Below are 26,339 nucleotides of genomic sequence, written 5' to 3'. Positions count from 1 at the left end.
ATGAATACACAATACTGGGAAGAAGAACTAGAAACCATGAGCCGGGAGAAGTTGCAGGAATTACAACTTCGACGGCTTAAGAAAACAATCAATATAGCTGCAAACTCCCCATATTACAAAGAAGTTTTCAGCAAACATGGCATCACTGCAGATAGCATACAATCATTAGACGATATCCGCAAATTGCCCTTTACTACCAAAGCCGATATGCGTGCCCACTATCCTTTCGGGCTGGTAGCAGGTGATATGAGCAATGATGGTGTACGTATTCACTCTTCTAGTGGTACTACCGGAAACCCGACAGTTATTGTTCATTCACAGCACGATCTCGACTCCTGGGCCAACCTGGTAGCCCGCTGCCTGTACGCAGTAGGAATACGCAAGACCGACGTCTTCCAAAACAGCTCCGGATACGGTATGTTTACAGGAGGGTTAGGCTTCCAATACGGTGCAGAACGCCTGGGCTGTCTGACAGTCCCTGCCGCAGCCGGAAACAGTAAACGACAGATTAAATTCATCAACGACTTCAAGACTACCGCTTTACATGCTATCCCCAGCTATGCCATCCGCCTTGCCGAAGTCTTTCAGGAAGAAGGCCTTGATCCCAAAGGAACCACACTGAAAACGCTGGTTATCGGTGCTGAACCTCACACCGACGAACAACGCCGGAAAATAGAAAAGATGCTGGGCGTAAAAGCATACAACAGCTTCGGTATGACAGAAATGAACGGTCCCGGTGTTGCTTTCGAATGTCAGGAACAAAACGGAATGCACTTCTGGGAAGACTGTTATCTGGTAGAAATTATCGATCCGGAAACAGGAGAACCCGTTCAGGAAGGAGAAATCGGAGAATTAGTACTTACGACTCTCGACCGGGAGATGATGCCGTTAATCCGCTATCGCACCCGTGACTTAACCCGTATTCTTCCGGGAAAATGCCCCTGCGGCCGCACGCACATCCGTATTGATCGTATCAAGGGACGCAGTGATGATATGTTCATTATCAAGGGAGTAAATATCTTCCCGATGCAAGTAGAAAAGATACTCGTACAATTTCCCGAATTAGGCAGCAATTACCTGATTACACTGGAAACAGTCAACAACCAAGACGAGATGATCGTCGAAGTAGAATTAAGCGACCTTTCCACTGACAATTATATTGAACTGGAGAAGATCCGCAAGGATATAACCCGCCAATTAAAGGATGAAATATTGGTGACTCCCAAAGTTAAACTGGTAAAAAAAGGCTCTCTCCCGCAAAGCGAAGGAAAAGCCGTCCGAGTAAAAGACTTAAGAGACAACAAGTAACAATTCAAATTTCCATGTGCTAATATACCAACCGCTGTTCACCATGCGGAATGGAATATTAGCACATTATTTAATTAATATCATACAGCATGCAATTACTTAAAAAAAGAATTCTGCAAGACGGAAAGTGCTACGAAGGAGGTATCCTGAAAGTAGACGGTTTTATTAATCATCAAATGGACCCTGTCCTGATGAAATCAATCGGAGTTGAGTTTGTCCGCCGTTTTGCAGCCACAAACGTAAATAAGATTATGACAATCGAAGCCAGCGGCATCGCCCCTGCTATCATGACAGGCTACCTGATGGATTTACCAGTTGTATTTGTAAAGAAAAAGTCTCCTAAAACCATCCAGAACGCACTAAGCACCACCGTGCACTCATTCACCAAAGACCGTGATTATGAAGTCGTTATCAGTGCAGATTTCCTCACCCCGAACGACAATGTTCTTTTCGTGGATGACTTTCTCGCATACGGAAATGCTGCATTGGGCATTATCGACCTCATCAAGCAATCCGGAGCAAATTTGGTAGGAATGGGCTTCATTATTGAAAAAGCCTTCCAGAATGGCCGCAAAATGCTTGAGGAACAAGGTGTCAGAGTAGAAAGTCTGGCCATCATTGAAGACTTATCCAACTGCTGTATTAAAATCAAAGACGAGTAGATTGATTGGGGTTGAAATACTGCCCTTTATCTTTCGTCCTTTTTCCATATTGCACCGCATGCTGCGGACAAACATGATAACATGCCAAGCATGAGGTGCAATCCATTCCCCAAACAGGCCTTCCGTCCACAACTGTAACATTCTCCACCGGGCAACTCTTCTCACAACGCTTACACCCAATACAAGCATCGGTAGCATAAAAATGCTTAGGAGACATCTGAAAACGATTAAACAACGGATTTATAATCCTCGTCTTGATAAAAGGCATACTCCCTTCATGACAGAGAAACAGCTCTTCCCTTCTACTTATCGAAGCATTTATTTTATTGACAGTCGAAACAGCATCCGCTAGTTTTTTCTCTTCCAACTCTTTATTATCCACGTCGAAACCGGGAAGCAAGACATAATTATTAGGCATAGTCACCGAGAAACCAGCGTGACATTCCCAACCTTTATTCTTTAATGCCTTCGCCAGTACTTGCTGGGTAAGCCCGGTATCATCACCACAGGAACAAACAAAAAACAAATATTGTCTTTTATACCCCCTTAAAGAGAGCTGTCGAACAAAGTTCAATACTATTTCAGGAGGTCCCCACGAATAGATAGGAAATACAAAGCCGATCTTTTCATCTGCCTGCAAACTAAACTCCAATGCTTCATTCTTTAGCGCATCGGGAATAAAAACCAACTCTTCTTTTTGCTCTTTGGAAAGCTGATTTGCAATCCACTTAGAATTACCTGTACCGGAGAAATAAAATATCATAGAAAAGTATATAAAAAAAGCCGCATCGACGATGTGATGAAACTCTGATAGAACAAGATTTGAGCGCTCGCCCTCTTTGTAATCCACCGGCTTAAAGCTGTCCCGAAGGATGTGGCCCGCCATTGAAGAACGAAGCTTTCTCGGTGCATCAGATTAATTTGAAGAGTTTCCCGATCCAGTCGATACGGCTAATATTTTTGTATCACAAATGTAATAAGAATCTATGAGACTAACAAGAAAAAAAAGGAATTTGTTTACCTACTAACATTTTTTTCACTCCCTTTTATCCGCCTAACAAAAGAAAAGTGTCAGTTACTAGCTTAGTAACTGACACTTTGTAACTCGTAAACTATTGATGCTTAAGCAGCTTTAGCTTTAGCAACTACAGCTTTGAAAGCTTCCGGGTGATTCATAGCTAAATCAGCCAAAACCTTACGGTTTATTTCAATACCGGCTTTGTGCAGACCGCCCATCAATTTAGAATAAGACATTCCTTCAAGACGTGCAGCAGCGTTGATACGTTGTATCCAAAGAGCGCGGAAGTTTCTTTTCTTATTTCTACGGTCACGGAACGCGTAAGTCAAACCCTTTTCCCAAGTGTTTTTAGCTACGGTCCATACATTCTTTCTTGCACCAAAGTAACCTCTGGTCAATTTCAAAATTTTCTTTCTTCTTGCTTTTGAAGCAACATGATTTACTGATCTTGGCATAGTTTTACTTTTTTTGAATGTTAGCGCCGCTACTTCACGCAGCGAACTTCAGGCTAATGCATTCGGTTAATACTTTAATAATACTTTTACGCTTTTGATTACTTCATTGCTAAGAGTTCCTTAACCTGGCTTACATTTGTTGTATCAACAGTTGTAGAGTAGCACAGATTTCTTTTTCTCTTCTTGGATTTCTTAGTCAAAATGTGACTGTGAAAAGCGTGCTTTCTTTTGATTTTACCTGTTCCGGTAAGGGTAAACCTTTTTTTAGAACCGGAGTTAGTCTTCATCTTTGGCATCTTACTTGTTTTTAAATTATTAAATATATAATGGCAACGCACTATACCTGCGCGTTACGCATCCTTTTCTTATTCTTCGCTCGTTTCCGGCTTCTCTGCTTTTTGTGCAGGAGCAGCAGGTTTCGGTGCTCCGGCCGTTGCAGGCTTTTTAGGAGCTTCTTTCTTCTTCGGAGAAAGCTGGATAGTCATACGCTTACCTTCCAATATCGGCATCTGATCCACTTTTGCATAGTCTTCCAAATCATTCGCAAAACGAAGCAACAATACTTCACCTTGTTCCTTAAAAAGGATAGAACGACCTTTAAAGAATACATAAGCCTTCACCTTATCACCGTCTTCCAAGAATCCTTTAGCATGTTTCAACTTAAAGTTGTAATCATGGTCATCTGTCTGGGGACCAAAACGAATCTCCTTCACATTAACCTTCACCTGCTTCGCTTTCTGTTCCTTCTGACGTTTCTTTAATTGATAAAGAAATTTAGAATAATCAATAATACGACAAACAGGGGGTTGAGCATTAGGAGAAATTTCCACTAAATCCAATTCTTTTTCTTCAGCCATTTTCAGAGCCTGAAAGATTGGATATACTTTCGGTTCAATATCATCGCTTACTATGCGAACTTCCTTGGCACGAATCTGTTCATTGATTCTGTATTGCCCTTTTAGAGTGTCATTCTTCATTAAAAACGTTTACTTCCTAGTTTGATCTTTTTATTGTTATACTAAATATTTTATTTTGAAACGGCTGCAAAGTTACCATTTATTTATCATATTCTGAACTTCTTCGTTCAAAATTTTAGCAAATTCTTCAAATTTCATGGTTCCTTTGTCACCTTCGCCTTGTCTACGAACAGAAACTTCACCATTTTCAGCCTCTTTTTCACCGACAATCAGCATATAAGGAATGCGCTTCATTTCATTATCACGAATCTTGCGGCCGATCTTCTCGTTACGATCATCTACAATCGCACGGATTTCGTGTATTTTCAGATACATCTTCACCTGTTCTGCATATTCATTGAACTTCTCACTGATCGGCAGAATAACTACCTGTTCCGGTGTCAGCCACAATGGGAACTTACCGGCAGTGTGCTCAATCAATACAGCAACAAAACGTTCCATTGATCCGAACGGAGCACGGTGAATCATCACCGGACGATGCTTCTGATTATCAGAGCCCATATATTCAAGTTCAAAGCGTTCCGGCAAGTTGTAGTCAACCTGGATAGTACCCAGCTGCCAACGACGACCGATAGCGTCTTTCACCATAAAGTCAAGCTTAGGACCATAAAAAGCAGCTTCTCCATACTCAATCTTAGCAGGCAAGCCCTTCTCCGCACAAGCCTCGATAATAGCCTGTTCCGCTTTTTCCCAGTTATCATCGCTACCAATATACTTTTCACGGTTCACTTTATCACGCAAAGATATCTGTGCTTCAAAATTCTGGAAATCCATAGAACGGAACACAATAGATATAATATCCATCACACGAAGGAACTCATCTTTCACCTGCTCCGGACGACAGAAGATATGCGCATCATCCTGCGTAAAGCTACGAACACGAGTTAAACCATGTAACTCTCCACTTTGTTCATAACGACAAACCGTACCAAATTCAGCTATACGCAACGGAAGGTCTTTATAAGAACGTGGGAAGTTTTTGTAAATCTCACAGTGGTGAGGACAGTTCATTGGTTTCAAGAAATACTCTTCCCCCTCTTCCGGAGTATGGATAGGTTGGAAAGCATCCTTGCCATATTTTGCATAGTGACCCGAAGTCACATACAGCAACTTATTACCGATTGGCGGAGTAATCACCTCCTGATAATCGTAACGTGTCTGGATACGACGTAAGAACTCCTGCAGACGCAGACGCAATGCAGTACCTTTCGGCAACCACATAGGAAGTCCCTTACCTACAGTTTCGGAGAACATAAACAACTGCATCTCCTTACCAATCTTACGATGGTCACGCTTCTTCGCTTCTTCCAATAACACCAGATATTCATCCAGCATTTTCTTCTTCGGGAACGTGATACCATAAATACGAGTCAGCATCTTACGATCTTCATGACCACGCCAATAAGCACCAGCCACTGAAGTCAACTTAATAGCCTTGATCGGAGCAGTCGTCATCAAGTGAGGACCACGACAAAGGTCAGTAAATGCACCCTGGGTATAAGTCGTAATGTGTCCGTCTTCCAGTTCAGAAATCAATTCACATTTATATGTTTCGCCACGATCACCAAACATTTTCAGAGCATCCGTTTTTGCGATGCTTTTTCTGACTACGTCTTCTTTCTTTGCAGCCAGTTCCAACATTTTAGCTTCAATGGCAGGAAGGTCGCTTTCTTTAATTACCGCTTCACCCGGATCCACATCATAGTAGAATCCGTTTTCAATAGCCGGTCCGATACCAAACTGGATACCCGGATAAAGTTCCTGCAAAGCTTCCGCCAACAAGTGTGCACTTGTATGCCAGAATGCATGCTTACCTTCTTCATCATCCCATTTATAAAGAACGAAATTAGCATCTTCATTAATAGGACGTCCTAAATCATAAGTCTCGCCGTTCACGCCACATGCCAGCACTTCCTGTGCCAGACGCGAGCTGATACTTTCAGCAATCTGTAAACCGTTCACTCCTTCGTTATACTCACGAACGGAGCCATCGGGAAATGTTATCTTTATCATAATATGATGATGTTATATTTTCATAATTTGAACGCAAAAGTAACTAAATCTTTTGAGTTTTCTATTTTTTATCAAAAAAATGTTATTCCGATTGATCTGTAAAACGTTTGATAACATTATAAGCAGAAACAATCCCCAACTCACCGGCTTTACTCAAATCAGAAATACCCAGCTTATTATTTCCTAAGAAAATATGAGTCAGTCCACGATTGAAGTAAGCGTCTGCAAAATCAGGATTCAGCTCGATCGCCTTATCATAGTCGACAATTGCAGCCCGGTAATCTTTCAACATGGCAGAAACATTAGCACGATTATAATATGCATATACAAAGTCCGGAGCCAGATTTATCACCTTATCCAAATCTTTTCTCACCACCTCATAATCTACTGCGGTAATCTCTTTACGCTTATTATCGCCAGGAACAACATCTGTTTCGACAGCTTGTTCAGCCTTCTGATATTCCAACTGTTTACAACGAATCAATGCACGCATAAAATATGCCGGGAAGAAATCACCATCCAGCAAGATTGTCTGAGTCAAATCAGAGACTGCACTCGAGAAGTCCTGCACCAAATAAAAATCAATTGCACGGGCAAAACGTTTTGAGGCATTCTTTTCATCTTCCACAATAGCCGATGTATGTGTATCAATCAAGGCAAAATGCACTTTCACCTGTTCTTCCGTCAACGGAGCTTCCATATTCGTGATGCGAAGACGTTTCGGAAGTATACCTGTACGGTTTAAATCCTCAATATATTTGTGGAAGTTCACCGAACGTTTCACGTCACTCATCTTCTCATAATAAGTCAAAGCGAACATCGGTTCCATCGTTATATTTACGTTCTTATCCTGTACACGTCCACGATAATCACTTGTATAGCGTTGTTCAGCTTCAGAATCATCGGCAATCACTATCTTACGATAGTTATTCATATTCTTATCCGATTTCTTACGGGTCTTCTCTCCGCCTTCCTCATCATTTTCCTTATCCTTGTTCTGTGCTACATCTTTGTTCGTCACACCGTTCTGCTTGTCGATCTGCGCCTTCATGACTTTAAATTCATCCTGCTCCGCACCCTTCTTATCTCCAATCTTTCTGCGAGCTTCCGAACGCTGATAGTATCCGGCCAGGAAGTTCGGATACTGATTGATAACAGTTGTGTAATCTTGTATAGCCCCGCGATAATCACCCGTTTGCGCACGCAGCAAACCACGGTTAAAGACAGCCATCATATTATCCGGCTCCATCTTGATAACAAAGTCGAAGTCTTCGATAGCCCGGTTATCATCTCCTACCTGTGCACGTAACAAACCGCGGTTATAATGACCGATAAAGTTATTCGGATCAATATCCAATGCCAGATCATAATCGCTCATGGCACCTCTTAAATTATTCTGATGAAAACGAGCCAATGCACGGTTTATATAATTTCCAGCATTCTTAGCACTCAACGGAATAGCACGGTTGAAATCCGCTTCCGCTTCCGCATACTTAGCCTGTTGTAATTTAACAATCGCTCTTGCAGCCCAAGCATCCGGATCATATTTATCCAGTTCAAGCGCCTTATTGAAGTCATTCAAGGCAGCAATCGTATCTTTCTGTTGTAAAGACACTTCCCCCCTCATCAAATAAGCACGGGTATAGCGTGGAGACACCTTCAACAAGCTTTCCAAATCCTCTTTCGCAGCATTATAATCCTTCTTCTGGATATGAGATAATGTCAGGTTATGCCATAAAGTAATATTCTCCGGATCATAATGCAATGCTTTCTTATAATCCTCAATCGCTCCATCAAATTTACTCTGACGAATCCTTGCCAAACCACGAATCTGATAAGCACCCACCACAAATGGATTGCGTTGGATAGCTGCATCACAGTCTGCTTCAGCACCCTGAAAATCCTCCAGATTCAGTTTAGCCAATGCCCTGAAGAAATAAGGTTCATACAGATAAGGCTTAGCGTTAATAACCTGGTTAAAATACTGAATAGAAAGTACATAGTCCTCAAAATAAAGAGCGTTTCGGGCAATAGTCATCACCCGATCCGTATTTATTTGAGCACACACCAGCGTTGGGAACAGTAATAAAACTGTTAAGATTCTTTTTACCATTGATATTTTATGCTTGTAAACGAAGCAAAAATAATGCTTTTCGCTTACTTAACAGGGATATAAACGTTTTTTATCTTTATTTCACCTGTTTCATCTTATATGAACTGCGCGCTTTTCCCTTCAACATCGTATTCAGCTTTCCTTTAATCATCTGCTTACGAAGCGGTGAGATATGGTCAATGAACATCTTACCATCCAAATGATCGAACTCATGTTGCATCACCCGAGCCAGATAACCTTCCACCTCTTCTTCATGCTCCACAAAATTCTCGTCCATATATTTCACGCGAATTTTATCACCCCTTTTCACTGTTTCGTGAATACCGGGAAGGCTTAAGCATCCCTCTTCCATACTCACTTCTTCACCCCCTACTTCCAGAATGTGGGGATTGATATACGCCTTATTAAAGTCTTTAAATTCAGGATATTCCTCCGAAAGCGGATCCAATGTAATCGTAACCACGCGAATAGGCAAACCAATCTGTGGAGCAGCCAATCCTACACCGTCTGCATGTACCATTGTTTCGAACATGTTCTCAATCAACTCTTTCAGATTCGGATAATCCGGTGTTATGTCCTCTGCAACCTTTCTCAATACAGGTTGGCCATATACATAAATAGGTAAAATCATATTTTTATACTCTACTAAAAAATTAAGTTATTCTTATGTCCTATACTAAAAACGTTTACTCTCCAAATATGTTTGCAAAATAATAGTAGCACTTATTTCGTCCACCAATGCCTTGTTTTGGCGGTCTTTTTTCTTCAAACCTGCCTCCAGCATGGTACGGTGTGCAAGAACAGAAGTGAAACGTTCGTCCACATATTCGACCGGAAGGTCCGGATAACGCTTTTTCAGCGAACGAACAAAAGGCTCTATATTCTTCATATTCTCCGAAACCTCATTATTCATTTGCTTGGGCAATCCAATAATAATCCGCTCCACCGGTTCTTTAGCTATATATTCACCGATAAAGTTCAGAAGTTCATGCGTGGGCACCGTCGTCAATCCGTTTGCGATCAGCTGCATTGTATCGCTCACAGCTATTCCGGTACGCTTTCTTCCATAATCTATTGCTACTATTCTGCTCATGGGGTACAAAAATACAAAAAAGACGCTTCCCGTGAAAGGAAACGTCTCTTTTATTCTATTATTTCAAATGTATATTATTCTTCAACAATAGCTACACGGCTTAACTTAGCATCATCATAGAACATGTTGCCTACACCACCCTTGTAATCAACCTTCAATTGAGAAGCAGGAACACCAAATTCATTAACCATCAGGTCACGAACAGCTTCAGCTCTCTTCTTACTCAACTTCATGTTGTATTCAGCAGAACCAGTACCCTTATCAGCATATCCTGTTATAGTAAACACTTTATCAGTTGCTTTGATACCCTTAGCCATAGCTTCAATATTCATGTATTCTCTCTTGCTGATGTTGCTCTTTCCGATATTGAATACAACAACCAGACGTGGAACGAATCCAGCTTCTTTCTTAACGATCACTTCAGGTTTCTTGTTACGAGCTTCAACCAAGTCACGTTTCAAAGATTCGTTTTCACCCTTCAAAGCGTTCACTCTGTCTCTCATGTCGTTCAACTGGCTTTCCGGAACCATTGGTACAGTAGGAACAGCATCCCAACCACGTTTCTTAAACTTGTAAGTAACACCTATAGTCAGACCAGCCAATCCTTCAGGACCTGAATTGCCGAATGCGCCTTTCATCAAAAGTCCACGCAATTCAACGTTAAGATCCAAAGCAGAAGACAAACGGAAACGGTTGATCAAACCGGCATTGATACCCAGTTCGTCATAACCTGCACCTTTTCCTGAATGTACAAATCCAGCTCCTGCATAAGGAATGAATGAATACAGACGATCTTCTCTATAACCACAAATCATATTGGAAAGATTCAGCATTACATCTCCATGGAAGTTCATCACATTCCACTTTTCTTTGTAGTAGCCATTAGAATACTGTCCTCCGTCTACAAGCGGACCATTAGCATTAGGAGTAGCACCTTTAGCCTGAAGCCCGTTGTAAGCTACACGTAATCCGATACCCGGAGTAAACCACTTACCTACAGCAATGTCAAGTGCCGGAGCAAGACGTTTTCCGAAGTCAGCTTTACCATCATTGTCGCCAAAATACATTTGTGCGCCAACGCCACCACTAATAAACCAGTTAGCACCAAAGCGATTTGTTTCCACTCTATAACTCTTTGCTGCATTTTCTTTTTCTTGTGCAGGCAGACATACTGAGACTGCTGCCAATAAAATAAACAATAAACCCTTTTTCATCTCAATTTATTTTAGTAAATAATATATTTCAATTGTCTTACAGGCTAGATACACAACCCAAATGTTCCACACCTGACTAAGAGACAATAAACGTCATCCTTTCTTCTAAAATTAGTGCAAATATAGATATTTAATATAACACAAACAAAAAAACACGTAAATTTTCATTCATTCATAGAATTTTATAGAGCGATAAAAGTGTAATATAACTTCAGAAGGCATCTGAAGGGGTTTGTTGTGGAAGAATTAAAACAAAAAAAATAGTCAGTGATGAAATTAGATCACTGACTATTTCTATTCTTTGTCTATATACTTTAGTTAATATACCAGTTTTACATTGTCAATCCACAGTGTATTTCCCGGAGAACCGATATAGGCTCCTCCATGACTGGACGTGAACTGAAGACACATATGAGTCGGAACATCATTTTCATCTCCCCAGGCCACTTCATGAATAGGCACGCTTTCACCCTTACTGTTCACCGTATAACTTTCAGTCACCTGCAAACGCATCATGTGCGACTTATATTCCGGACGATTCGTGATGTCACCGTACATAATCTCATAGGTCGCATTATTTTTCCAGTCCGTCGAATGATAGTAATAAGTCACCATAGTCCCTATCCGTTTTGCATACACATTTCCATTGGCATCTTCCCAACGTTTTTGCAGAAGCAGGATAGCTGCCGGATAATCTTTTCCGGGAACATCCGTAATCTTGCTGAAACCGGTAGCGCGAATACGGTTCTCTCGGTCGGACATCTTCACTTTATAGTCAAACTGAAGAGCCACCGGTTTTTTGGTAAACGGAATACCGGTCTGCAACATTTTCTGTGGGTTTTTAGTACCCTTAATCGGCTCATGCACCGAACCGGTAAAGACAGAGCCAGCCGCCAACACCGTAATATTAACCAGTCCCAACACTTTCACACTCTCCATGCGCGTATCCAAACGGGCGCAATATCCATCTCCTCGCTTCTCCGGAAATACCGAAGTATTAGTCTTCGTAATACCGGCAACTTTCGCCATCACATTTGAAGTAGCCCAAGGCGATCCGCCCATATTCTTATAAACCTGATCTCCCTTAATTACCGTCGTCGGCCCTATCGCATATACATTCTTTGTATTCCCACCGATAATGCTCGATTCCTTTATCTGACGGTCCACCCATTGATCCATGTCCCCAAAAGGAAGCATTTCAACTTTATGTTGCGCCATCAAAGACAAGGAAGAAATAAATGCAACGAAACCTGTCATCAACAGGCGATGAACGCTTTTCTGAATCATCAATACTTTTCCTTTCTTTTTCTTCTTATAAATTATAATCCCATTGTTTCAAAGCAAAATCCCAGTTCTCTTCTACCAAACGAATCGTACGGTCGTCATATTTATACTTATTCTTCTTATATCCCTTCTTTCCGCCCACATATTTTTCTATATCAGTACGTGCTTCGGTAAATCCGGGGATAGAAAGAGACTGATAAATATTCTCCGTCATTCCCATCGCATCCGCTTCGAAATCTTCAAATTTCACTTCCATCAAGTTACCTTCCGGAATAAATTTCTTATCCGATTCATACTTATGATAAAGTTTTGCATAGATAGAAAGGATATTTTCCTCTAATTGTTCATTGCTGACATCCTGCAACTTCAACGGTTGAATCGTATTTGTAAAGAAACTGCGTGTAGATTCGAATACGGTATACGGATTACGCATCAGGTAGATAAACTTAGCATTCGGGAACATCTTCACCAGTTCCTTCACCCTTCCGGTATGCGGAGGATTCTTGCTAAGGAATTGAGTTCCCTGGGTATTCCACAAAGAAATCTTAATCAACTTCGTGAACACCTCTTCAAACACCTTCAATTCGGCATCCGTTATATCATCAAACAAAAGATACTTATCGGCATACTCCTGCTGATATTTCGGTAGGAACCAGAAATTATAATATGTATAAGGCATCATGTTCGACAAAGCAAACTCCTCTTCCTGGGGAAGATCCACTGCCAGTTCCATATTATCCGTCGGACGTTTATCCGGCATCAGCCAACTCATATTCTTTTTGAAGAAAGGCTGTCCCCACATCATCAGATGAGGAAATACAGTCTGATAAGTAGTGTTATACCCAAAATGCTTGTCACAAGAGAACACATTATGTACAAATGTAGTTCCACTCCGCCAGTGTCCCAAAATGAACACCGGATCATGCTCCAACGGCTGATTAGCCAGCAACTTCTCGTAACGCCTGTCTTGTAATGACGCCAGTGGAGAAAGCAATCGGCACACAGCCTTCGTCAATCGGTATTTACCTTTGTAGGCTGCGTCAATTTCACGACCGGCGGTGATAGCCTTGAATGTCTTCCAGTCGGCACCTACCAATGTATTAATCGGAAGTTTATTAAATTCGAGTAATCCCACTTTATTAATTAGAAATTAAAAATCAAAAATTAAAGACGACAGGATACTGTCATTTTCAGTTTTCAATTTATTGTTGAACAATCTATTTTATTAGTCGCACTGCAAGACCCTGGCGTTCCAGTTCCTTCACAGCTTTTTCTACCGCTTCGTAATGTTCCGGAGCAATTCCCAGTTTTGCCATATCCAACACCGGAATATCCTCCGTGTCACTCATATCTTTCATTTCCACACGGTCGATAATCATACCTACTGCTGAAGTATTATTAGTGATCGGGTCAATCAGGATAAATGAGCCACAAGATTTATTCTTCTTATAAGGATCAAAGAACAATTCCTTAGCCGTAGTCAGCACCACACGGGCAATCTGATTCAACTGCAAAGGCAACGTCTCTTTAGTCAGCTGACCATTCTCCAGAGACAGATGCTCCATCGTATTCACGTCCACCTTATACTTTATCGTATCAATACGCGTACGACTCAAATTGGTAGTCTGCTTAATAAAGAACGACTTATTTACATCCATCGGTTCTTCATCCATCCAGACCATCATAGCATCAAAGTTACGATCCACCGTCGGCAGATTGTCAGGATGCACCAACATTTCGCCACGCGACACATCGATCTCATCCTCCAATGTCAAGGTCACAGACTGCGGTGGGAAAGCGTAATCCAATTCCCCGTCATAAGTCACGATACTCTTCACCTTAGATGTTTTTCCGGAAGGAAGTGCCATCACCGTATCCCCTTTGCGAACGATACCGGATGCAACTTTACCACAGAATCCTCTGAAATCCAGATTCGGACGAAGCACATACTGAACCGGGAAACGGAAATCCGTAAAATTATGGTCATTATCAATATGAACCGTTTCAAGAAAATCAAGCAAAGAAATCCCCTTGTACCACGGAGTACGTTCAGACTTATCCACCACATTATCCCCATCCAATGCAGAAAGTGGAATACAGTTGACGTCAGGAATACCCAATGGAGCAACAAACTTCTTATAGTCAGCCACAATCTCGTTAAAACGCTCTTCCGAGAAATCCACCAGGTCCATCTTGTTGACAGCCAACACCACATGCTTGATTCCCAGCAAAGACACCAGGAAAGTATGGCGACGAGTCTGGGTAATCACTCCGGTACGAGCATCCACCAAGATAATAGCCAAGTTAGCCGTAGATCCCCCGGTAATCATATTACGGGTATACTGTTCGTGTCCCGGAGTATCCGCGATGATAAACTTACGGCCATTCGTTGAGAAATAGCGATAAGCCACGTCAATCGTAATACCCTGTTCACGTTCAGCCTTCAAACCATCGAGCAATAACGCATAGTCAATATGCTCGCCCGCATTTCCCACACGTTTACTATCACGCTCCAGTGCATCCAACTGATCCTCGTACAGTTTCTTACTGTCAAACAACAAGCGTCCGATCAACGTTGATTTTCCATCATCTACCGAACCCGCAGTCAACAGTCTCAACAAGTCTTTCTGTTCATCCTTGTCCAGAAAAGCTTTTATATCTAATTTATTATCTGCCATTACTTTTTAAATTAAAAATTGAGTATTGAAAATTGAGAACTAAAAACTACACACTATTATTTTTTAATTTTTAATTCTCAATTCTCAATTTCCTAAAAGTATCCCTCACGCTTCTTTTGTTCCATACTACCCTCCTGGTCAAAGTCAATCACACGGGTAGTACGTTCACTCTTCGTCGTAGTCATCATTTCCTCCACAATCTCTTCAATCGTAGCAGCTCCACTTTCCACTGCCCCTGTCAGAGGCCAGCAGCCCAACGTACGAAAACGAACCATCTTCATTTCAATCTGGTCACGGTACTTTTCAGGCAAACGGTCATCATCCGCCATAATAATATTGCCATCCAAATTAATGACCGGACGCTCCTTAGCATAATACAACGGAACGATCGGAATATTCTCTAAGCGAATATACTGCCAAATATCCAATTCAGTCCAGTTGCTAATCGGGAATACACGAATACTTTCCCCCTTATGCACGCGGGCATTATAAATATCCCACAATTCAGGACGCTGATTCTTCGGGTCCCATTGGTGAAACTTATCCCGGAAAGAAAAAATACGTTCCTTCGCACGTGACTTCTCCTCGTCACGACGGGCACCACCAAATGCAGCATCAAACTTATACTTATCCAACGCATGAAGCAAAGCCTGCGTCTTCATCAAGTCCGTATGCACCTTACTTCCATGCGTAAAAGGTCCTACCCCTGCATGAAAAGCCTCCATATTACTTTCAACAATCAGATTCCATCCGTACTTCTTCGCATATTCATCACGAAACTGAATCATCTCCTTGAACTTCCATTTCGAATCGATATGCATCAACGGGAATGGCACTTTACCCGGATAAAACGCTTTTTCAGCCAAGCGTACCATCACCGAGGAATCCTTTCCGATACTGTAAAGCATCACCGGATTCTCAAATTCCGCCGCCACCTCGCGGATGATATGAATAGACTCGGCTTCGAGCTCCTTCAAGTGGCTTAATTTATATTCTTCCATATTTATTTCATTTTATACACTTCACTTTTGGCAAAACAAGCTCCAACAAACGGTCCACCGACTCCTCCAAAGTCAATTTGGAAGTATCCAGTGACAAAGCCGGATGTTCGGGAACCTCGAAAGGTGCGGAAATTCCTGTAAAATTCTGAATTTCCCCTTTCCGTGCCTTCGCATATAATCCTTTCACATCACGTTTCTCACATTCCTCCAATGGAGTACTAACGAAAACCTCCAGAAAATCATCCTTACCAATAATGTTTGCAGCCATTTCGCGAATATCATTATTAGGGCTGATAAATGCAGCAATCGTAATGATACCACTATCCAGAAACAACTTCGACACCTCCGCTATACGACGGATATTTTCCACCCGGTCCGTTTCGGAGAATCCCAAGTTATTATTAATTCCACTACGGATATTATCCCCATCCAGGATACGGCAAAGCAATCCGCGCTTATGAAGTTCACGTTCCAATGCGATGGCAATCGTGCTCTTTCCGGAACCGCTCAATCCGGTGAACCAGATCATCACACTGTGTTGCCCCAAAAGCTCTTCTTTGTCCTGCCGCGTCATCATGCGGTCAAATATCGGATATATATGGTTCTTTTCTTCCATTTACAATTTTATTTAAAAGTTCCAGATCAACGGGATCAGAATAATAGAGATTAAGAAAGTGATAATATTAAGCGGCAACCCGATACGTACAAAATCCGTAAACTTATAGTTACCGATACCTTGCACAATCAAATTTGTCTGATAACCAATCGGTGTCGAGAAGCTGGCAGATGCAGCCATACAAATCACCACAAAGAAAGGCGTAGGGCTCACTCCTAATTGGGCAGAGATTGACAGTGCCAAAGGAAACGCCAAAGCCGCTGCTGCATTATTAGTAATCAATTCCGTAAACAAGTTCGTGATAATAAACACCATTGCAAGCAACACATGCGGACCGTAATCATCACTCAACCCGATAATAAACTTCGCAACGCTATCCGCCACACCGGAGTTCACCATCGCCTTACTGATAGCAAAAGCACAAGCAATAGTAATCAGAATATCCCACGAAATATATTTAGTATATTTACGGGCAGGGAACAGATTCGTCCATGCCATAATAATAGTAGTAATAGACACAAAGAAAAACATATCCAGCTTGATATCCGGAAACATCTCCTTCGTTATCGGAAGCTCACCCACCGTTGCGCCGACAATCATCAGAACCAGCAACAGCAAAGCAAACCAACGCTTCTTCTTCCCGGTAGTATCCGGCTCATTCCCATTCGTCAACAAGACAAACACAGAAGATTCCCCCCATGTCGGAATAAACGTATCATCCGCCATCACCACCAATGTATCCCCTTCGTGAAGCACCACTTCCTCCAGATTCGACACAAAACGTTGTCCGTTACGTGTTTTAATCTCTTTTACCTCCGCACCATAATGGCGTTGGAAATTAAAATCCTTCAGTTTTTTATTGATACCGGGAAAACGGGCACCCAAAACAGCCTCTACCCGATGCAACTTCTCCCCTTCCTCTACTTCTTCATCCGGCACAGCCGTATCCGGACGTGCATCCGGCAAAAGACGTTTGGAGAAAAGAAAAAGATAAATAATTCCGGCAATAGCGATAAATACCCCCACCTTTCCGAGCTCAAACATAGAAAAGCCTTCAAATCCGGCCTCCAATATCATACCGTGCACCACCAGATTGGTAGAAGTACCGATCAAGGTACAGATACCTCCCAAAATAGTCACATAAGAAAGAGGAATCAGAAACTTCGTAGCCGGAAGATTCACCGACTTAGCCCAATGCTTGATAATCGGGGCAAAAATAACCACAACAGGCGTATTATTCAGAAAGGCAGAAATAAATGCCACCGAAGGTAAGATACGCAACTGTGCCTTAAATACTGTCGTCTTTCCTTGCGGAAGCAACTTCTTAATCACTTGTCCCAATGTGCCCGACTGGCGAATACCCTCACTCACCAGAAACAGCAGAGCAACGGTAATCATCCCTTTATTACTAAACCCTTCCAGCATCTCCTTAGGAGTCAGAATGCCGGCACACAGAAACAAAACCACTACCGAAAAAAGTATCATGCCCGGACGCATCTTATCTGCTATCAAAGCCGCTACCATTCCTAATAGGGATAATAGTACAAATACAATTTCAAATGTCATATAAACATTATTTAGTGTTCTCTTTTTGGCTCAACGATAAACCACGGATTCAATAAATCCTCCTTATTATATCGTAGAGGTTCTTCCTTTCCAGCCTGATATACTTCCATCCCTGCAGCACGGGCTATCGCATGCCCGGCAGCCGTATCCCACTCCATCGTCGGAGCGAAACGCGGATATACATCAGCCTTACCTTCAGCAACCAGACAGATTTTAATAGAACTTCCGCTCGAAATCAACTCCACACTGCCGTGTTTCTTCTTCAAATCTGCAATATATGATTCCGTTTCAGGTGACAGGTGCGAACGGGAAGCAACCACGATCAGATGATCGTGCACCTCCTTCAAAGGTATCTGTTCCGACTTCCCAATCAGCTGCTCCAATGCCACGCCGTCATCTTCCAAACTGACAATACCGGAACATTTATAAGCCCCTGCACCTTCGATCCCGAAATAAAGTTCTTCTTTAACAGGCACATAAATAACACCGAACACAGGTACAGAGTTCTGCACCAAAGCGATATTTACCGTAAATTCTCCATTGCGCTTAATAAACTCCTTCGTTCCATCCAGCGGATCTACAATCCATAAAGTATCCCATCCTCGACGGATCTCATACCCTAAATGCTTCCCTTCTTCACTAAGAACAGGAAAAGGAGTATCGTTCAGAATAGCCACAATCGCTTCATGCGCTTTTCTGTCTGCTATAGTTAGCGGAGAGTTGTCAGCCTTCCTCTCTATTTCAAAGTCCGATGCCGGATCATTATAAATAGAAAGAATCTTTTCACCTGCTTTTAGAGCCGCGTCGATAGCAGCCATTACATATTTTTGTTCCATTCAATCTCTAAATTAATGCCCTATTCACATTCAGGCAAAACATCCTCCAAATTAAGAGTTGACAAAAGTAAAAACTTTCTTTGCTATAAAAGTTTCCCCACTATCATTTATAACTTCTTTTAGTAGAAAGATAAAAATATCTAAACGAAAAAGCCACTCATTTTCAATAAAAAAGCAGTAACTTCCCAGTTACCGCCTTCTTATTCGGAAAAAAACATTCGTTCTTTCCAATATATATTACCAAAAAGAAATCAATATACACGATACAGCAACCAAGCACCCTGGAAATCCGAACGGTTCGGGTATTTAGCCTTGAATGCATCGCGAGCTTCAGCAGCAGCAGTCTTGTCAGCAAAAGAGTTCACAATCACACGATACATTGCCTTATCAGCATTAAATGCAATCGTAGAGTGATATCCCTGTCCGTCCAACCAATCTTTCAGGCCTTCAGCATTCGCTTTCACACCAAAGCTACCTGCTACAACGCTATAATCTTTCAATCCTTCGTTACCGGAAACCACTGTAACCTTTTCCTGACGAACGCCGGATGTATCTGCCACTTTAGTAGTTGTCACAGGAGCTGCAACCACCGGAGTAACCTCTACCGGAGCTTCCACCTGCGGTTCTGCCAATTCTTGCTGTTTTGCTTTTTCGTAAGCTTTCTTATAGGCACTTTCGCTGGATTTACAAGATGCAAATGCTAGCACCAAGCATACTCCCATTCCTAATACGACTAATTTTTTCATAATCCTATACTCTGTTTTAATTAATAATTCAATATTCTCGTCTATTATATTTAGTTTCGGGCAACAAAATAATAGAAATTTTATCATCCGGCAAAGAAATCCGTCAAAAAAACGTCTATTCCGGCTTCTTCTTATACGAAATAGTGCCTGTTGCCTGATAAGTAGGCATCAAAAGTACCTCCGCAATCTGAATATGTGCAGGAGCCGACGCGGCAAAATAAACCGTTTCTGCAATGTCATCTCCCGTCAACGGACGAATCCCTTTATAAAAATTATCGGCAGCTTCCTTATCTCCCCGATAACGCACCACTGTAAAGTTTGTCTCCACCATTCCCGGTTTGACATTCGTCACTCTCAATGGAGTGTCCACCAGATCGATCCGGAGTCCGTCCGAAAGAGCCTTCACGGCAGCTTTCGTTGCGCAATACACACTTCCGCCCGGATAAGCGGCATCCCCCGCAATAGATCCTATATTAATAATATGTCCGCGTCCACGTTCCACCATACCGGGCACCACCAAACGCGTCATAGCCAGCAGTCCCCTTATATTCGTATCGATCATGATATCCCATTCATCCAGGCTACCCTCGAATTCCTTATCCACACCGATCACCAGTCCGGCGTTGTTCACCAACACATCAATCGCCTTCCATTCTTCAGGTAATGATTCCAAAGAGGCGGCAGCCAATTTCCGGTCGCGCACATCAAAAGGCAATATATAAACCCGGACACCATACGCCCCTTCCAGTTCAGCTTTCAGTTCTTCCAGTTTCGATACGGTACGGGCATTCAGAATCAGATTCCATCCCTCCCTCGCAAATTTACGGGCACAACCCTCACCAATTCCGCTACTGGCGCCGGTTATAAAAACAATCTTAGCTTCCATTATGTTTTGATTTACAATATTCGAAAACAAAAGTACGCCTTAACCTTCAAAGGTTAGCTACGAAAGTCAGTTAAATAAGATTAAACCATAAAAGAAAAAAAGAATTATAAAACGAAGCACTTTTTTTTCAGTTTTCACGAACAACCTTTCGATAAAAATGTTATATTTGTTGTATCATAATCATTTTAAACATTATACATTATGAAAGGATTGAATGTTTTAGCAGCTTTTCTGGGTGGTGCAGCCGTAGGTGCAGCCCTTGGTATTTTATTTGCTCCTGAAAAGGGAGAAGATACCCGTCATAAAATCGCAGAGATTCTTCGTAAAAAAGGAATCAAGCTTAATCGCAGTGAAATGGAAACTCTCGTTGACGAGATCGCTGCCGAGATGAAGGGAGAAATAGCAGAATAAGTGAGTAACCAAAGACTAAAAACAGAGCGACCATGTTTGCAGACGATAAAAGTATTGAGAATTTTCAGCAGTTGTTTTTCGAGTTCAAGAAATATCTGGAGCTTCAAAAAGAATATACCAAATTAGAATTGACGGAGAAGTTAACCATACTTTTTTCCACGTTAATTATGATATTAGTACTTATTATCCTTGGCATGGTTGCCCTGTTTTATCTGCTTTTTGCTCTTGCTTATATATTGGAGCCTTTAGTGGGCGGTCTGATGTCGAGTTTCGCCATCATAGCAGGCATCAATGTTGTTCTCATCGCCCTGGTTATTATTTTCCGCAAGCAGCTCATCATTTCTCCGATGGTGAACTTCCTAGCTAATTTATTTTTAACTGATTCAAATAAATAAATTATGAATGCGCAGACCCCGCAGAAATTTACATTAGAAGAGATTGCCGAACGTAAAAAGAAGCTTTTAAATGAGATCCATGCTCAAAAAAAAGCCATGACAGCTACTACACGCGAAATATTTGCCCCACTTGCTCCGGCAACCAACAAGGCGGATGCACTCATGCGTTCGTTCAATACCGGTATGGCTGTATTTGATGGCGTAGTGATGGGAATCAAGATTATGCGGAAGATACGGGCGTATTTTAGGAATTTGAGATAAAAAGAGCTACTCTTCCACTATCCATTTTTCTATATTTCTTGTTTGCGAACTAAAGTTCACACCTACTTTAAAAAGCTTACGATTATCCGCTTCAAAAGGAAGTGAATAATGTTTTTCATTAATCTGCTTCAAAGCTTCTTCTGCCGTACCATTCAGTTTAAATTCCATGACATATATGAATTTGTCCGTCTGCAAAACAAGGTCGATGCGCCCTTCGCTTGTATGATATTCCACTTTGGTATAAAAGCCTACGAGTTTGAAAACGATAAAAAGCACATTTTCGTAATGCAACTCCTGCTCGCGAATCACATCATAGCCTGTATCTGCAAAGAAACTTTGCAGACGTCGGAAGAAAGAGTTATAGTCACCGGAACGTACTTCACGGACAAACTTCTGAATTTCAAAAGGAGACTCCACCTTATTTACGTTCGCATAATAAGGAAGTAAGAAACGGACAAACCCCTCTTCCACTTCACGATTCGGAAAACCTAAACGGTATATGCCAAACTCTTCGTCATACCCCTTAATGGTGAGATATCCGCTCTGATAAATCACTGGAATGGGATTACTAGATTCCGAGTCGATACTGTTCAACACCTGTTCGTCTGTTTCCTCATGAGCCATCCGTTCCAAATCATAGTGATGCTTCTTCAACAAGTTCACCAGATAAGTGGGTGTCCCCGTCTCAAACCAGTAGCTGCCGAACTTCATCTTATCAAACGTGTTCAACAGACTAAAAGGATTATAGATTCCGATGGTATGCTCCACAAAGTGGTAGCCATCATAACATTCTTTCAATTCTGCGCACACCTGTTCATAACTCATCTTCTGCTTTTCTGCCAACTGATGCAATTCCTCCTCCAGATTGTCATGTATTTCTTTCTCCGTGATACCGCAAATATCCACAAAGCGTTCATCCATTGAAATATCCTTCAAGTTATTCAAGTCACTGAATACGCTCACCTTGCCAAATTTTGTCACCCCAGTCAGCAACGCAAACTTGATGCAGCCGTCTTTCGTTTTCAAAGCCCCGTAGAAAGGCTTCAATGTATCCCGGAATTGCTTCTGTAAGTCCTCATTGCCAATTGCCTGCAACATCGGCTTGTCATATTCATCCACCAAGATAACCACCCGTTGACCGGTCTTTTCATAAGCGCGCTGAATGATACCGGCAAAACGCAGAGAGAATGAAGTTTCAGACGGTCGAGTTCCGTATTTACTTTCCCAATATTCCAAATTGTCATTCAAAATCTTATCCAGACTCTCCGACGCATCATACTTCTCAATATTAAGATCAAGATGCAAAATTGGATGTTCTATCCAATCTTTTTCGAGCTTCTCCACCATCAGTCCAGCAAATAGTTCCTTCTTCCCTTGAAAATATGCTTCCAGGGTAGAGATCAGCAGACTCTTTCCAAAACGGCGCGGACGACTCAAAAAGTAATAACTCCCGGTCTTTACCATCTGATACATCAAGGCCGTTTTATCAACATAGAAATAACCATCTTGACGGATTTTCTCGAAGTTCTGGATACCAATAGGATATATTTTATTGCTCATACATGTACAACCTTTTAATTATGGTGCATACAAATATACTGCTTTCATTCTATAACACAAAACTAGTAGTGATTTTAATTCTATGATAGAAAAACTTTTAAAAGAGCTATAAAGAAGCTACTCTTCCACTATCCATTTTTCTATATTTCTTGTTTGCGAACTAAAGTTCACCCCCACTTTAAAAAGCTTACGATTATCCGCTTCAAAAGGAAGTGAATAATGTTTTTCATTAATCTGCCTCAAGGCTTCTTCTGCCGTGCCATTCAGTTTAAATTCCATGACATATATGAATTTGTCCGTCTGTAAAACAAGGTCGATGCGCCCTTCGCTTGTATGATATTCCACTTTAGTATAAAAGCCCACGAGTTTGAAAACGATAAAAAGCACATTTTCGTAATGCAACTCCTGCTCGCGAATCACGTCATAGCCTGTATCCGCAAAGAAACTTTGCAAACGTCGGAAGAAAGAGTCATAGTCACCGGAACGTATTTCACGGACAAACTTCTGAATTTCAAAAGGAGACTCCACCTTATTTACATTTGCATAATAAGGAAGTAAGAAACGGACAAACCCCTCTTCCACTTCACGATTCGGAAAACCTAAACGGTATATGCCAAACTCTTCGTCATATCCCTTAATAGTGAGATATCCGCTCTGGTAAATCACCGGAATGGGATTACTAGATTCCGAGTCGATGCTGTTCAGCACCTGTTCGTCTGTCTCCTCATGAGCCATCCGTTCCAAATCATAGTGATGCTTCTTCAACAAGTTCACCAGATAAGTGGGCGTACCCGTCTCAAACCAGTAGCTGCCGAACTTCATCTTATCAAACGTGTTCAACAGACTGAAAGGGTTATAGATTCCAATAGTATGTTCCACAAAGTGGTAACCATCATAACATTCTTTCAATTCTGCGCACACCTGCTCATAACTCATCTTCTGCTTTTCTGCCAACTGATGCAATTCCTCCTCCAGATTGTCATGTATTTCTTTCTCCGTGATACCGCAAATATCCACAAAGCGTTCATCCATTGAAATATCCTTCAAGTTATTCAAGTCACTGAATACGCTCACCTTGCCAAATTTTGTCACCCCAGTCAGCAACGCAAACTTGATGCAGCCGTCCATCGTCTTCAAAGCCCCGTAGAAAGGCTTCAATGTATCCCGGAATTGCTTCTGTAAGTCCTCATTGCCAATTGCCTGCAACATCGGCTTGTCATATTCATCCACCAGAATAACTACCCGTTGTCCGGTCTTTTCATAAGCGCGTTCTATAATACCGGCAAAGCGTAGAGAGAACGAACGCTCCGATGGTTCGGCACCATAAAGTTTTTCCCAAGCAGTCAACGATTTATCCAAAATATTATCCAGACTCTCCGGAACATCATACTTCTCAATATTAAGGTCGAGATGCAAAATTGGATGTTCTATCCAATCTTTTTCGAGCTTCTCCACCATCAGTCCAGCAAATAGTTCCTTCTTCCCTTGAAAATATGCTTCCAGGGTAGAGATCAGCAGACTCTTTCCAAAACGGCGCGGACGACTCAAAAAGTAATAACTCCCCGTCTTTACCATCTGATACATCAAGGCCGTTTTATCAACATAGAAATAACCGTCTTGACGGATTTTCTCGAAGTTCTGGATACCAATAGGATATATTTTATTGCTCATACATGTACAACCTTTTAATTATGGTGCATACAAATATACAGCTTTCATTCTATAACACAAAGCTAGCAGTGATTTTAATTCTATGATAGAAGAAACTTTTAGATGAGCTATATTCAGGAACAGAAGATGTTATCTTGTGTATAAGGAAAAGTGAAAGGATTTATTTCTATAAATTTTAAATAGAAATAAAGTATCAAACATCATACCCTCTAAAAGTAATATATCAACGATCTTCACAGACAGTTGATATATTTAGAATACATATCAGCATTTTGCCAATATGAGGGGACAGATTAGGAATATACCGCTGTATTTTTTCCCAACCTGCAGAATGTAGGGGATTCATGTGTGTAGCATGAAGTTAGGGACCTACATATTTCGTTATTATTATATGCTATTTAGACTTGTATATACCTTCATAATAGCTCTCGTAAGCACCACTGGTGACATTTTCCATCCACTCCTGATTATCCAGATACCACTGCACCGTCTTCTCGATACCCTCTTCAACCTGCAGACTAGGCTCCCAGCCTAATTCATTCTTCAGTTTCGTAGAGTCAATGACGTAGCGCAAGCCATATCCCACGTGATCCATTACATAAGTAATCAACTCCTCACTGTATCCTTCAGGATTACCCAGTAATCGGTCTACAGTCTTAATAATCACATGGATAATATCTATGTTCTTCCATTCGTTAAAGCCACCAATATTATATGTATCCGCTACCTTACCATTGTGAAAAATTACGTCTATCGCCCTTGCATGATCTACCACATAGAGCCAGTCATGCACATTCTCTCCCTTACCATACACCGGTAACGGTTTGCGATGACGAATATTGTTAATAAACAGCGGAGTCAGTTTGTCAGGAAACTGATAAGGTCCATAGTTGTTCGAACAGTGGGTCACAATAGTCGGCACACCATAAGTATCGTGAAAAGCATGTACAAAGTGATCGCTACTCGCTTTCGAAGCCGAGTAGGGTGAGTGTGGATTATACTTTGTTGTCTCTTTGAAGAACTCATCGCCATATACTTCGTGTGCTGATATATCCGAGAGCTTTCCTTCCGGGTATGTCAATCCCAACGCTCCATACACCTCGTCAGTTGAAATATGATAGAAACGCTTACCCTCATAGCCTTCCGGAAGATACTCCCAAGTTAACCTGGCAGCTTGTAAAAAAGAGAGAGTGCCAAGAACATTCGTACGAGCAAAAGTAAACGGATCTCTGATACTACGGTCCACGTGACTTTCGGCAGCTAAATGAATGACTCCATCTACATGATATTGCTTGAAAATTTTCAGCATCATTTCAAAGTCACAAATATCCGCTTTTACAAAAGTGTAGTTTGGTTTATTCTCTATATCTTTCAGATTAGTCAAATTCCCCGCATAAGTCAATTTGTCCAGGTTAATAATATGGTAATCGGGATACTTGTTCACAAATAAACGTACCACATGGCTACCAATAAATCCGGCACCACCAGTAATAACAATACTTCTTCTATTCATTAGTTACTCTTTTCCTGTGCGTCCACTTCCTCTACACTGCTCAAAACGATACCTTCATATTA

26 protein-coding genes are annotated in these 26,339 nt (G+C 41.5%); 5 read left to right on the top strand and 21 right to left on the bottom strand.

Annotated elements, in window-relative coordinates; all coding sequences use genetic code 11:
- Together H8796_RS15835 and xpt are read left to right on the top strand one after the other, a co-directional pair.
- Positions 1 to 1,308, top strand: a complete 1,308-nt coding sequence (locus H8796_RS15835; protein ID WP_004297543.1) for a phenylacetate--CoA ligase — start codon at positions 1 to 3, stop codon at positions 1,306 to 1,308.
- 89 nt (positions 1,309 to 1,397) lie between these two features.
- Complete coding sequence (gene xpt / locus H8796_RS15830; protein ID WP_117936900.1) at positions 1,398 to 1,970, top strand: xanthine phosphoribosyltransferase; 573 nt, start codon at positions 1,398 to 1,400, stop codon at positions 1,968 to 1,970.
- On the opposite strand, the gene H8796_RS15825 is transcribed toward xpt, so the two are convergent.
- From H8796_RS15825 to H8796_RS15740, 18 genes are all read right to left on the bottom strand, one after another.
- Positions 1,957 to 2,733, bottom strand: a complete 777-nt coding sequence (locus tag H8796_RS15825) for an EFR1 family ferrodoxin (RefSeq protein ID WP_117936938.1) — start codon at positions 2,731 to 2,733, stop codon at positions 1,957 to 1,959. The genes xpt and H8796_RS15825 overlap by 14 nt on opposite strands.
- A 359-nt stretch (positions 2,734 to 3,092) precedes the next feature.
- Positions 3,093 to 3,443, bottom strand: coding sequence for a 50S ribosomal protein L20 (gene rplT, locus H8796_RS15820; RefSeq protein WP_004297540.1), 351 nt, complete (start codon positions 3,441 to 3,443; stop codon positions 3,093 to 3,095).
- A gap of 98 nt (positions 3,444 to 3,541) precedes the next feature.
- Positions 3,542 to 3,739: a 50S ribosomal protein L35 gene (gene rpmI / locus H8796_RS15815; RefSeq protein WP_004297539.1), complete on the bottom strand. Its 198-nt coding sequence runs from the start codon at positions 3,737 to 3,739 to the stop codon at positions 3,542 to 3,544.
- 69 nt (positions 3,740 to 3,808) lie between these two features.
- Complete coding sequence (gene infC, locus H8796_RS15810; protein WP_004307244.1) at positions 3,809 to 4,420, bottom strand: translation initiation factor IF-3; 612 nt, start codon at positions 4,418 to 4,420, stop codon at positions 3,809 to 3,811.
- A 72-nt stretch (positions 4,421 to 4,492) separates the two neighbouring features.
- Positions 4,493 to 6,433, bottom strand: a complete 1,941-nt coding sequence (thrS, locus tag H8796_RS15805) for a threonine--tRNA ligase (RefSeq protein ID WP_004297531.1) — start codon at positions 6,431 to 6,433, stop codon at positions 4,493 to 4,495.
- 82 nt (positions 6,434 to 6,515) lie between these two features.
- A complete protein-coding gene (locus tag H8796_RS15800; protein ID WP_117515642.1) occupies positions 6,516 to 8,546 on the bottom strand; it encodes a tetratricopeptide repeat protein in 2,031 nt (676 codons plus the stop codon).
- Positions 8,547 to 8,622: 76 nt separating this feature from the next.
- Positions 8,623 to 9,177, bottom strand: coding sequence for a peptide deformylase (gene def, locus H8796_RS15795; RefSeq protein WP_004297529.1), 555 nt, complete (start codon positions 9,175 to 9,177; stop codon positions 8,623 to 8,625).
- A gap of 45 nt (positions 9,178 to 9,222) precedes the next feature.
- Complete coding sequence (gene ruvX, locus H8796_RS15790; protein ID WP_004307247.1) at positions 9,223 to 9,639, bottom strand: Holliday junction resolvase RuvX; 417 nt, start codon at positions 9,637 to 9,639, stop codon at positions 9,223 to 9,225.
- Between the two features lie 74 nt (positions 9,640 to 9,713).
- Positions 9,714 to 10,853: an OmpA family protein gene (locus H8796_RS15785; RefSeq protein ID WP_008644083.1), complete on the bottom strand. Its 1,140-nt coding sequence runs from the start codon at positions 10,851 to 10,853 to the stop codon at positions 9,714 to 9,716.
- A gap of 318 nt (positions 10,854 to 11,171) precedes the next feature.
- Positions 11,172 to 12,140, bottom strand: a complete 969-nt coding sequence (locus H8796_RS15780) for a PCMD domain-containing protein (RefSeq protein WP_004319111.1) — start codon at positions 12,138 to 12,140, stop codon at positions 11,172 to 11,174.
- 25 nt (positions 12,141 to 12,165) lie between these two features.
- The gene (locus tag H8796_RS15775) at positions 12,166 to 13,272 is read right to left on the bottom strand and encodes a sulfotransferase (protein WP_055235431.1); all 1,107 of its coding nucleotides are present in this window, start codon (positions 13,270 to 13,272) and stop codon (positions 12,166 to 12,168) included.
- A gap of 82 nt (positions 13,273 to 13,354) precedes the next feature.
- Positions 13,355 to 14,815 (bottom strand): sulfate adenylyltransferase subunit CysN, encoded by a 1,461-nt coding sequence (cysN, locus tag H8796_RS15770; RefSeq protein WP_117610992.1) that lies wholly within the window; start codon positions 14,813 to 14,815, stop codon positions 13,355 to 13,357.
- A 92-nt stretch (positions 14,816 to 14,907) separates the two neighbouring features.
- Complete coding sequence (cysD, locus tag H8796_RS15765; protein ID WP_004297523.1) at positions 14,908 to 15,816, bottom strand: sulfate adenylyltransferase subunit CysD; 909 nt, start codon at positions 15,814 to 15,816, stop codon at positions 14,908 to 14,910.
- A 7-nt stretch (positions 15,817 to 15,823) separates the two neighbouring features.
- Complete coding sequence (gene cysC / locus H8796_RS15760; RefSeq protein ID WP_117610993.1) at positions 15,824 to 16,432, bottom strand: adenylyl-sulfate kinase; 609 nt, start codon at positions 16,430 to 16,432, stop codon at positions 15,824 to 15,826.
- Between the two features lie 12 nt (positions 16,433 to 16,444).
- Complete coding sequence (locus H8796_RS15755) at positions 16,445 to 17,998, bottom strand: SLC13 family permease (protein WP_008999218.1); 1,554 nt, start codon at positions 17,996 to 17,998, stop codon at positions 16,445 to 16,447.
- Between the two features lie 11 nt (positions 17,999 to 18,009).
- Complete coding sequence (gene cysQ, locus H8796_RS15750; RefSeq protein WP_008999217.1) at positions 18,010 to 18,834, bottom strand: 3'(2'),5'-bisphosphate nucleotidase CysQ; 825 nt, start codon at positions 18,832 to 18,834, stop codon at positions 18,010 to 18,012.
- Between the two features lie 251 nt (positions 18,835 to 19,085).
- A complete protein-coding gene (locus H8796_RS15745) occupies positions 19,086 to 19,580 on the bottom strand; it encodes an SPOR domain-containing protein (RefSeq protein WP_004311445.1) in 495 nt (164 codons plus the stop codon).
- A gap of 115 nt (positions 19,581 to 19,695) precedes the next feature.
- Positions 19,696 to 20,466 carry an SDR family oxidoreductase gene (locus tag H8796_RS15740; protein ID WP_004307255.1) on the bottom strand — a complete coding sequence of 257 codons (771 nt, stop codon included), beginning with the start codon at positions 20,464 to 20,466 and terminating at the stop codon, positions 19,696 to 19,698.
- 201 nt (positions 20,467 to 20,667) lie between these two features.
- Here H8796_RS15740 and H8796_RS15735 point away from each other — a divergent pair, with 201 nt between their 5' ends.
- The 3 genes from H8796_RS15735 to H8796_RS15725 are packed head-to-tail and all read left to right on the top strand — an operon-like array spanning position 20,668 to position 21,533.
- Entirely contained in the window at positions 20,668 to 20,877 is a 210-nt protein-coding gene (locus H8796_RS15735) for a YtxH domain-containing protein (RefSeq protein WP_004297513.1), read from the top strand.
- A gap of 32 nt (positions 20,878 to 20,909) precedes the next feature.
- The gene (locus H8796_RS15730; RefSeq protein ID WP_004297511.1) at positions 20,910 to 21,272 is read left to right on the top strand and encodes a phage holin family protein; all 363 of its coding nucleotides are present in this window, start codon (positions 20,910 to 20,912) and stop codon (positions 21,270 to 21,272) included.
- Between the two features lie 3 nt (positions 21,273 to 21,275).
- Positions 21,276 to 21,533 carry a hypothetical protein gene (locus H8796_RS15725; protein ID WP_004297510.1) on the top strand — a complete coding sequence of 86 codons (258 nt, stop codon included), beginning with the start codon at positions 21,276 to 21,278 and terminating at the stop codon, positions 21,531 to 21,533.
- A gap of 6 nt (positions 21,534 to 21,539) precedes the next feature.
- Here H8796_RS15725 and H8796_RS15720 read toward each other — a convergent pair whose 3' ends face one another.
- The 3 genes from H8796_RS15720 to rfbB all read right to left on the bottom strand — a co-directional run bounded on the left by H8796_RS15720 (position 21,540) and on the right by rfbB (position 26,277).
- Positions 21,540 to 23,093 carry an ATP-binding protein gene (locus H8796_RS15720; protein WP_117971830.1) on the bottom strand — a complete coding sequence of 518 codons (1,554 nt, stop codon included), beginning with the start codon at positions 23,091 to 23,093 and terminating at the stop codon, positions 21,540 to 21,542.
- Between the two features lie 117 nt (positions 23,094 to 23,210).
- Positions 23,211 to 24,764, bottom strand: a complete 1,554-nt coding sequence (locus H8796_RS15715; protein ID WP_117610996.1) for an ATP-binding protein — start codon at positions 24,762 to 24,764, stop codon at positions 23,211 to 23,213.
- Between the two features lie 394 nt (positions 24,765 to 25,158).
- Positions 25,159 to 26,277 carry a dTDP-glucose 4,6-dehydratase gene (gene rfbB, locus H8796_RS15710; protein ID WP_117610997.1) on the bottom strand — a complete coding sequence of 373 codons (1,119 nt, stop codon included), beginning with the start codon at positions 26,275 to 26,277 and terminating at the stop codon, positions 25,159 to 25,161.
- Between the last annotated feature and the right edge of the window lie 62 nt (positions 26,278 to 26,339).

Source organism: Bacteroides sp. M10 (assembly GCF_014334015.1).
Classification (GTDB): Bacteria; Bacteroidota; Bacteroidia; order Bacteroidales; family Bacteroidaceae; genus Bacteroides; species Bacteroides intestinigallinarum.
This window is presented reverse-complemented; position numbering and strand designations above follow the sequence as displayed.

What these genes read in the sequence shown, in the direction of transcription:
- H8796_RS15835 (WP_004297543.1), top strand. Translation starts at nt 1, where the DNA reads ATGAATACACAATACTGGGAAGAAGAACTAGAAACCATGAGCCGGGAG.
- xpt (WP_117936900.1), top strand. Translation starts at nt 1,398, where the DNA reads ATGCAATTACTTAAAAAAAGAATTCTGCAAGACGGAAAGTGCTACGAA.
- H8796_RS15825 (WP_117936938.1), bottom strand. Translation starts at nt 2,733, where the DNA reads ATGATATTTTATTTCTCCGGTACAGGTAATTCTAAGTGGATTGCAAAT.
- rplT (WP_004297540.1), bottom strand. Translation starts at nt 3,443, where the DNA reads ATGCCAAGATCAGTAAATCATGTTGCTTCAAAAGCAAGAAGAAAGAAA.
- rpmI (WP_004297539.1), bottom strand. Translation starts at nt 3,739, where the DNA reads ATGCCAAAGATGAAGACTAACTCCGGTTCTAAAAAAAGGTTTACCCTT.
- infC (WP_004307244.1), bottom strand. Translation starts at nt 4,420, where the DNA reads ATGAAGAATGACACTCTAAAAGGGCAATACAGAATCAATGAACAGATT.
- thrS (WP_004297531.1), bottom strand. Translation starts at nt 6,433, where the DNA reads ATGATAAAGATAACATTTCCCGATGGCTCCGTTCGTGAGTATAACGAA.
- H8796_RS15800 (WP_117515642.1), bottom strand. Translation starts at nt 8,546, where the DNA reads ATGGTAAAAAGAATCTTAACAGTTTTATTACTGTTCCCAACGCTGGTG.
- def (WP_004297529.1), bottom strand. Translation starts at nt 9,177, where the DNA reads ATGATTTTACCTATTTATGTATATGGCCAACCTGTATTGAGAAAGGTT.
- ruvX (WP_004307247.1), bottom strand. Translation starts at nt 9,639, where the DNA reads ATGAGCAGAATAGTAGCAATAGATTATGGAAGAAAGCGTACCGGAATA.
- H8796_RS15785 (WP_008644083.1), bottom strand. Translation starts at nt 10,853, where the DNA reads ATGAAAAAGGGTTTATTGTTTATTTTATTGGCAGCAGTCTCAGTATGT.
- H8796_RS15780 (WP_004319111.1), bottom strand. Translation starts at nt 12,140, where the DNA reads ATGATTCAGAAAAGCGTTCATCGCCTGTTGATGACAGGTTTCGTTGCA.
- cysN (WP_117610992.1), bottom strand. Translation starts at nt 14,815, where the DNA reads ATGGCAGATAATAAATTAGATATAAAAGCTTTTCTGGACAAGGATGAA.
- cysD (WP_004297523.1), bottom strand. Translation starts at nt 15,816, where the DNA reads ATGGAAGAATATAAATTAAGCCACTTGAAGGAGCTCGAAGCCGAGTCT.
- cysC (WP_117610993.1), bottom strand. Translation starts at nt 16,432, where the DNA reads ATGGAAGAAAAGAACCATATATATCCGATATTTGACCGCATGATGACG.
- H8796_RS15755 (WP_008999218.1), bottom strand. Translation starts at nt 17,998, where the DNA reads ATGACATTTGAAATTGTATTTGTACTATTATCCCTATTAGGAATGGTA.
- cysQ (WP_008999217.1), bottom strand. Translation starts at nt 18,834, where the DNA reads ATGGAACAAAAATATGTAATGGCTGCTATCGACGCGGCTCTAAAAGCA.
- H8796_RS15745 (WP_004311445.1), bottom strand. Translation starts at nt 19,580, where the DNA reads ATGAAAAAATTAGTCGTATTAGGAATGGGAGTATGCTTGGTGCTAGCA.
- H8796_RS15740 (WP_004307255.1), bottom strand. Translation starts at nt 20,466, where the DNA reads ATGGAAGCTAAGATTGTTTTTATAACCGGCGCCAGTAGCGGAATTGGT.
- H8796_RS15735 (WP_004297513.1), top strand. Translation starts at nt 20,668, where the DNA reads ATGAAAGGATTGAATGTTTTAGCAGCTTTTCTGGGTGGTGCAGCCGTA.
- H8796_RS15730 (WP_004297511.1), top strand. Translation starts at nt 20,910, where the DNA reads ATGTTTGCAGACGATAAAAGTATTGAGAATTTTCAGCAGTTGTTTTTC.
- H8796_RS15725 (WP_004297510.1), top strand. Translation starts at nt 21,276, where the DNA reads ATGAATGCGCAGACCCCGCAGAAATTTACATTAGAAGAGATTGCCGAA.
- H8796_RS15720 (WP_117971830.1), bottom strand. Translation starts at nt 23,093, where the DNA reads ATGAGCAATAAAATATATCCTATTGGTATCCAGAACTTCGAGAAAATC.
- H8796_RS15715 (WP_117610996.1), bottom strand. Translation starts at nt 24,764, where the DNA reads ATGAGCAATAAAATATATCCTATTGGTATCCAGAACTTCGAGAAAATC.
- rfbB (WP_117610997.1), bottom strand. Translation starts at nt 26,277, where the DNA reads ATGAATAGAAGAAGTATTGTTATTACTGGTGGTGCCGGATTTATTGGT.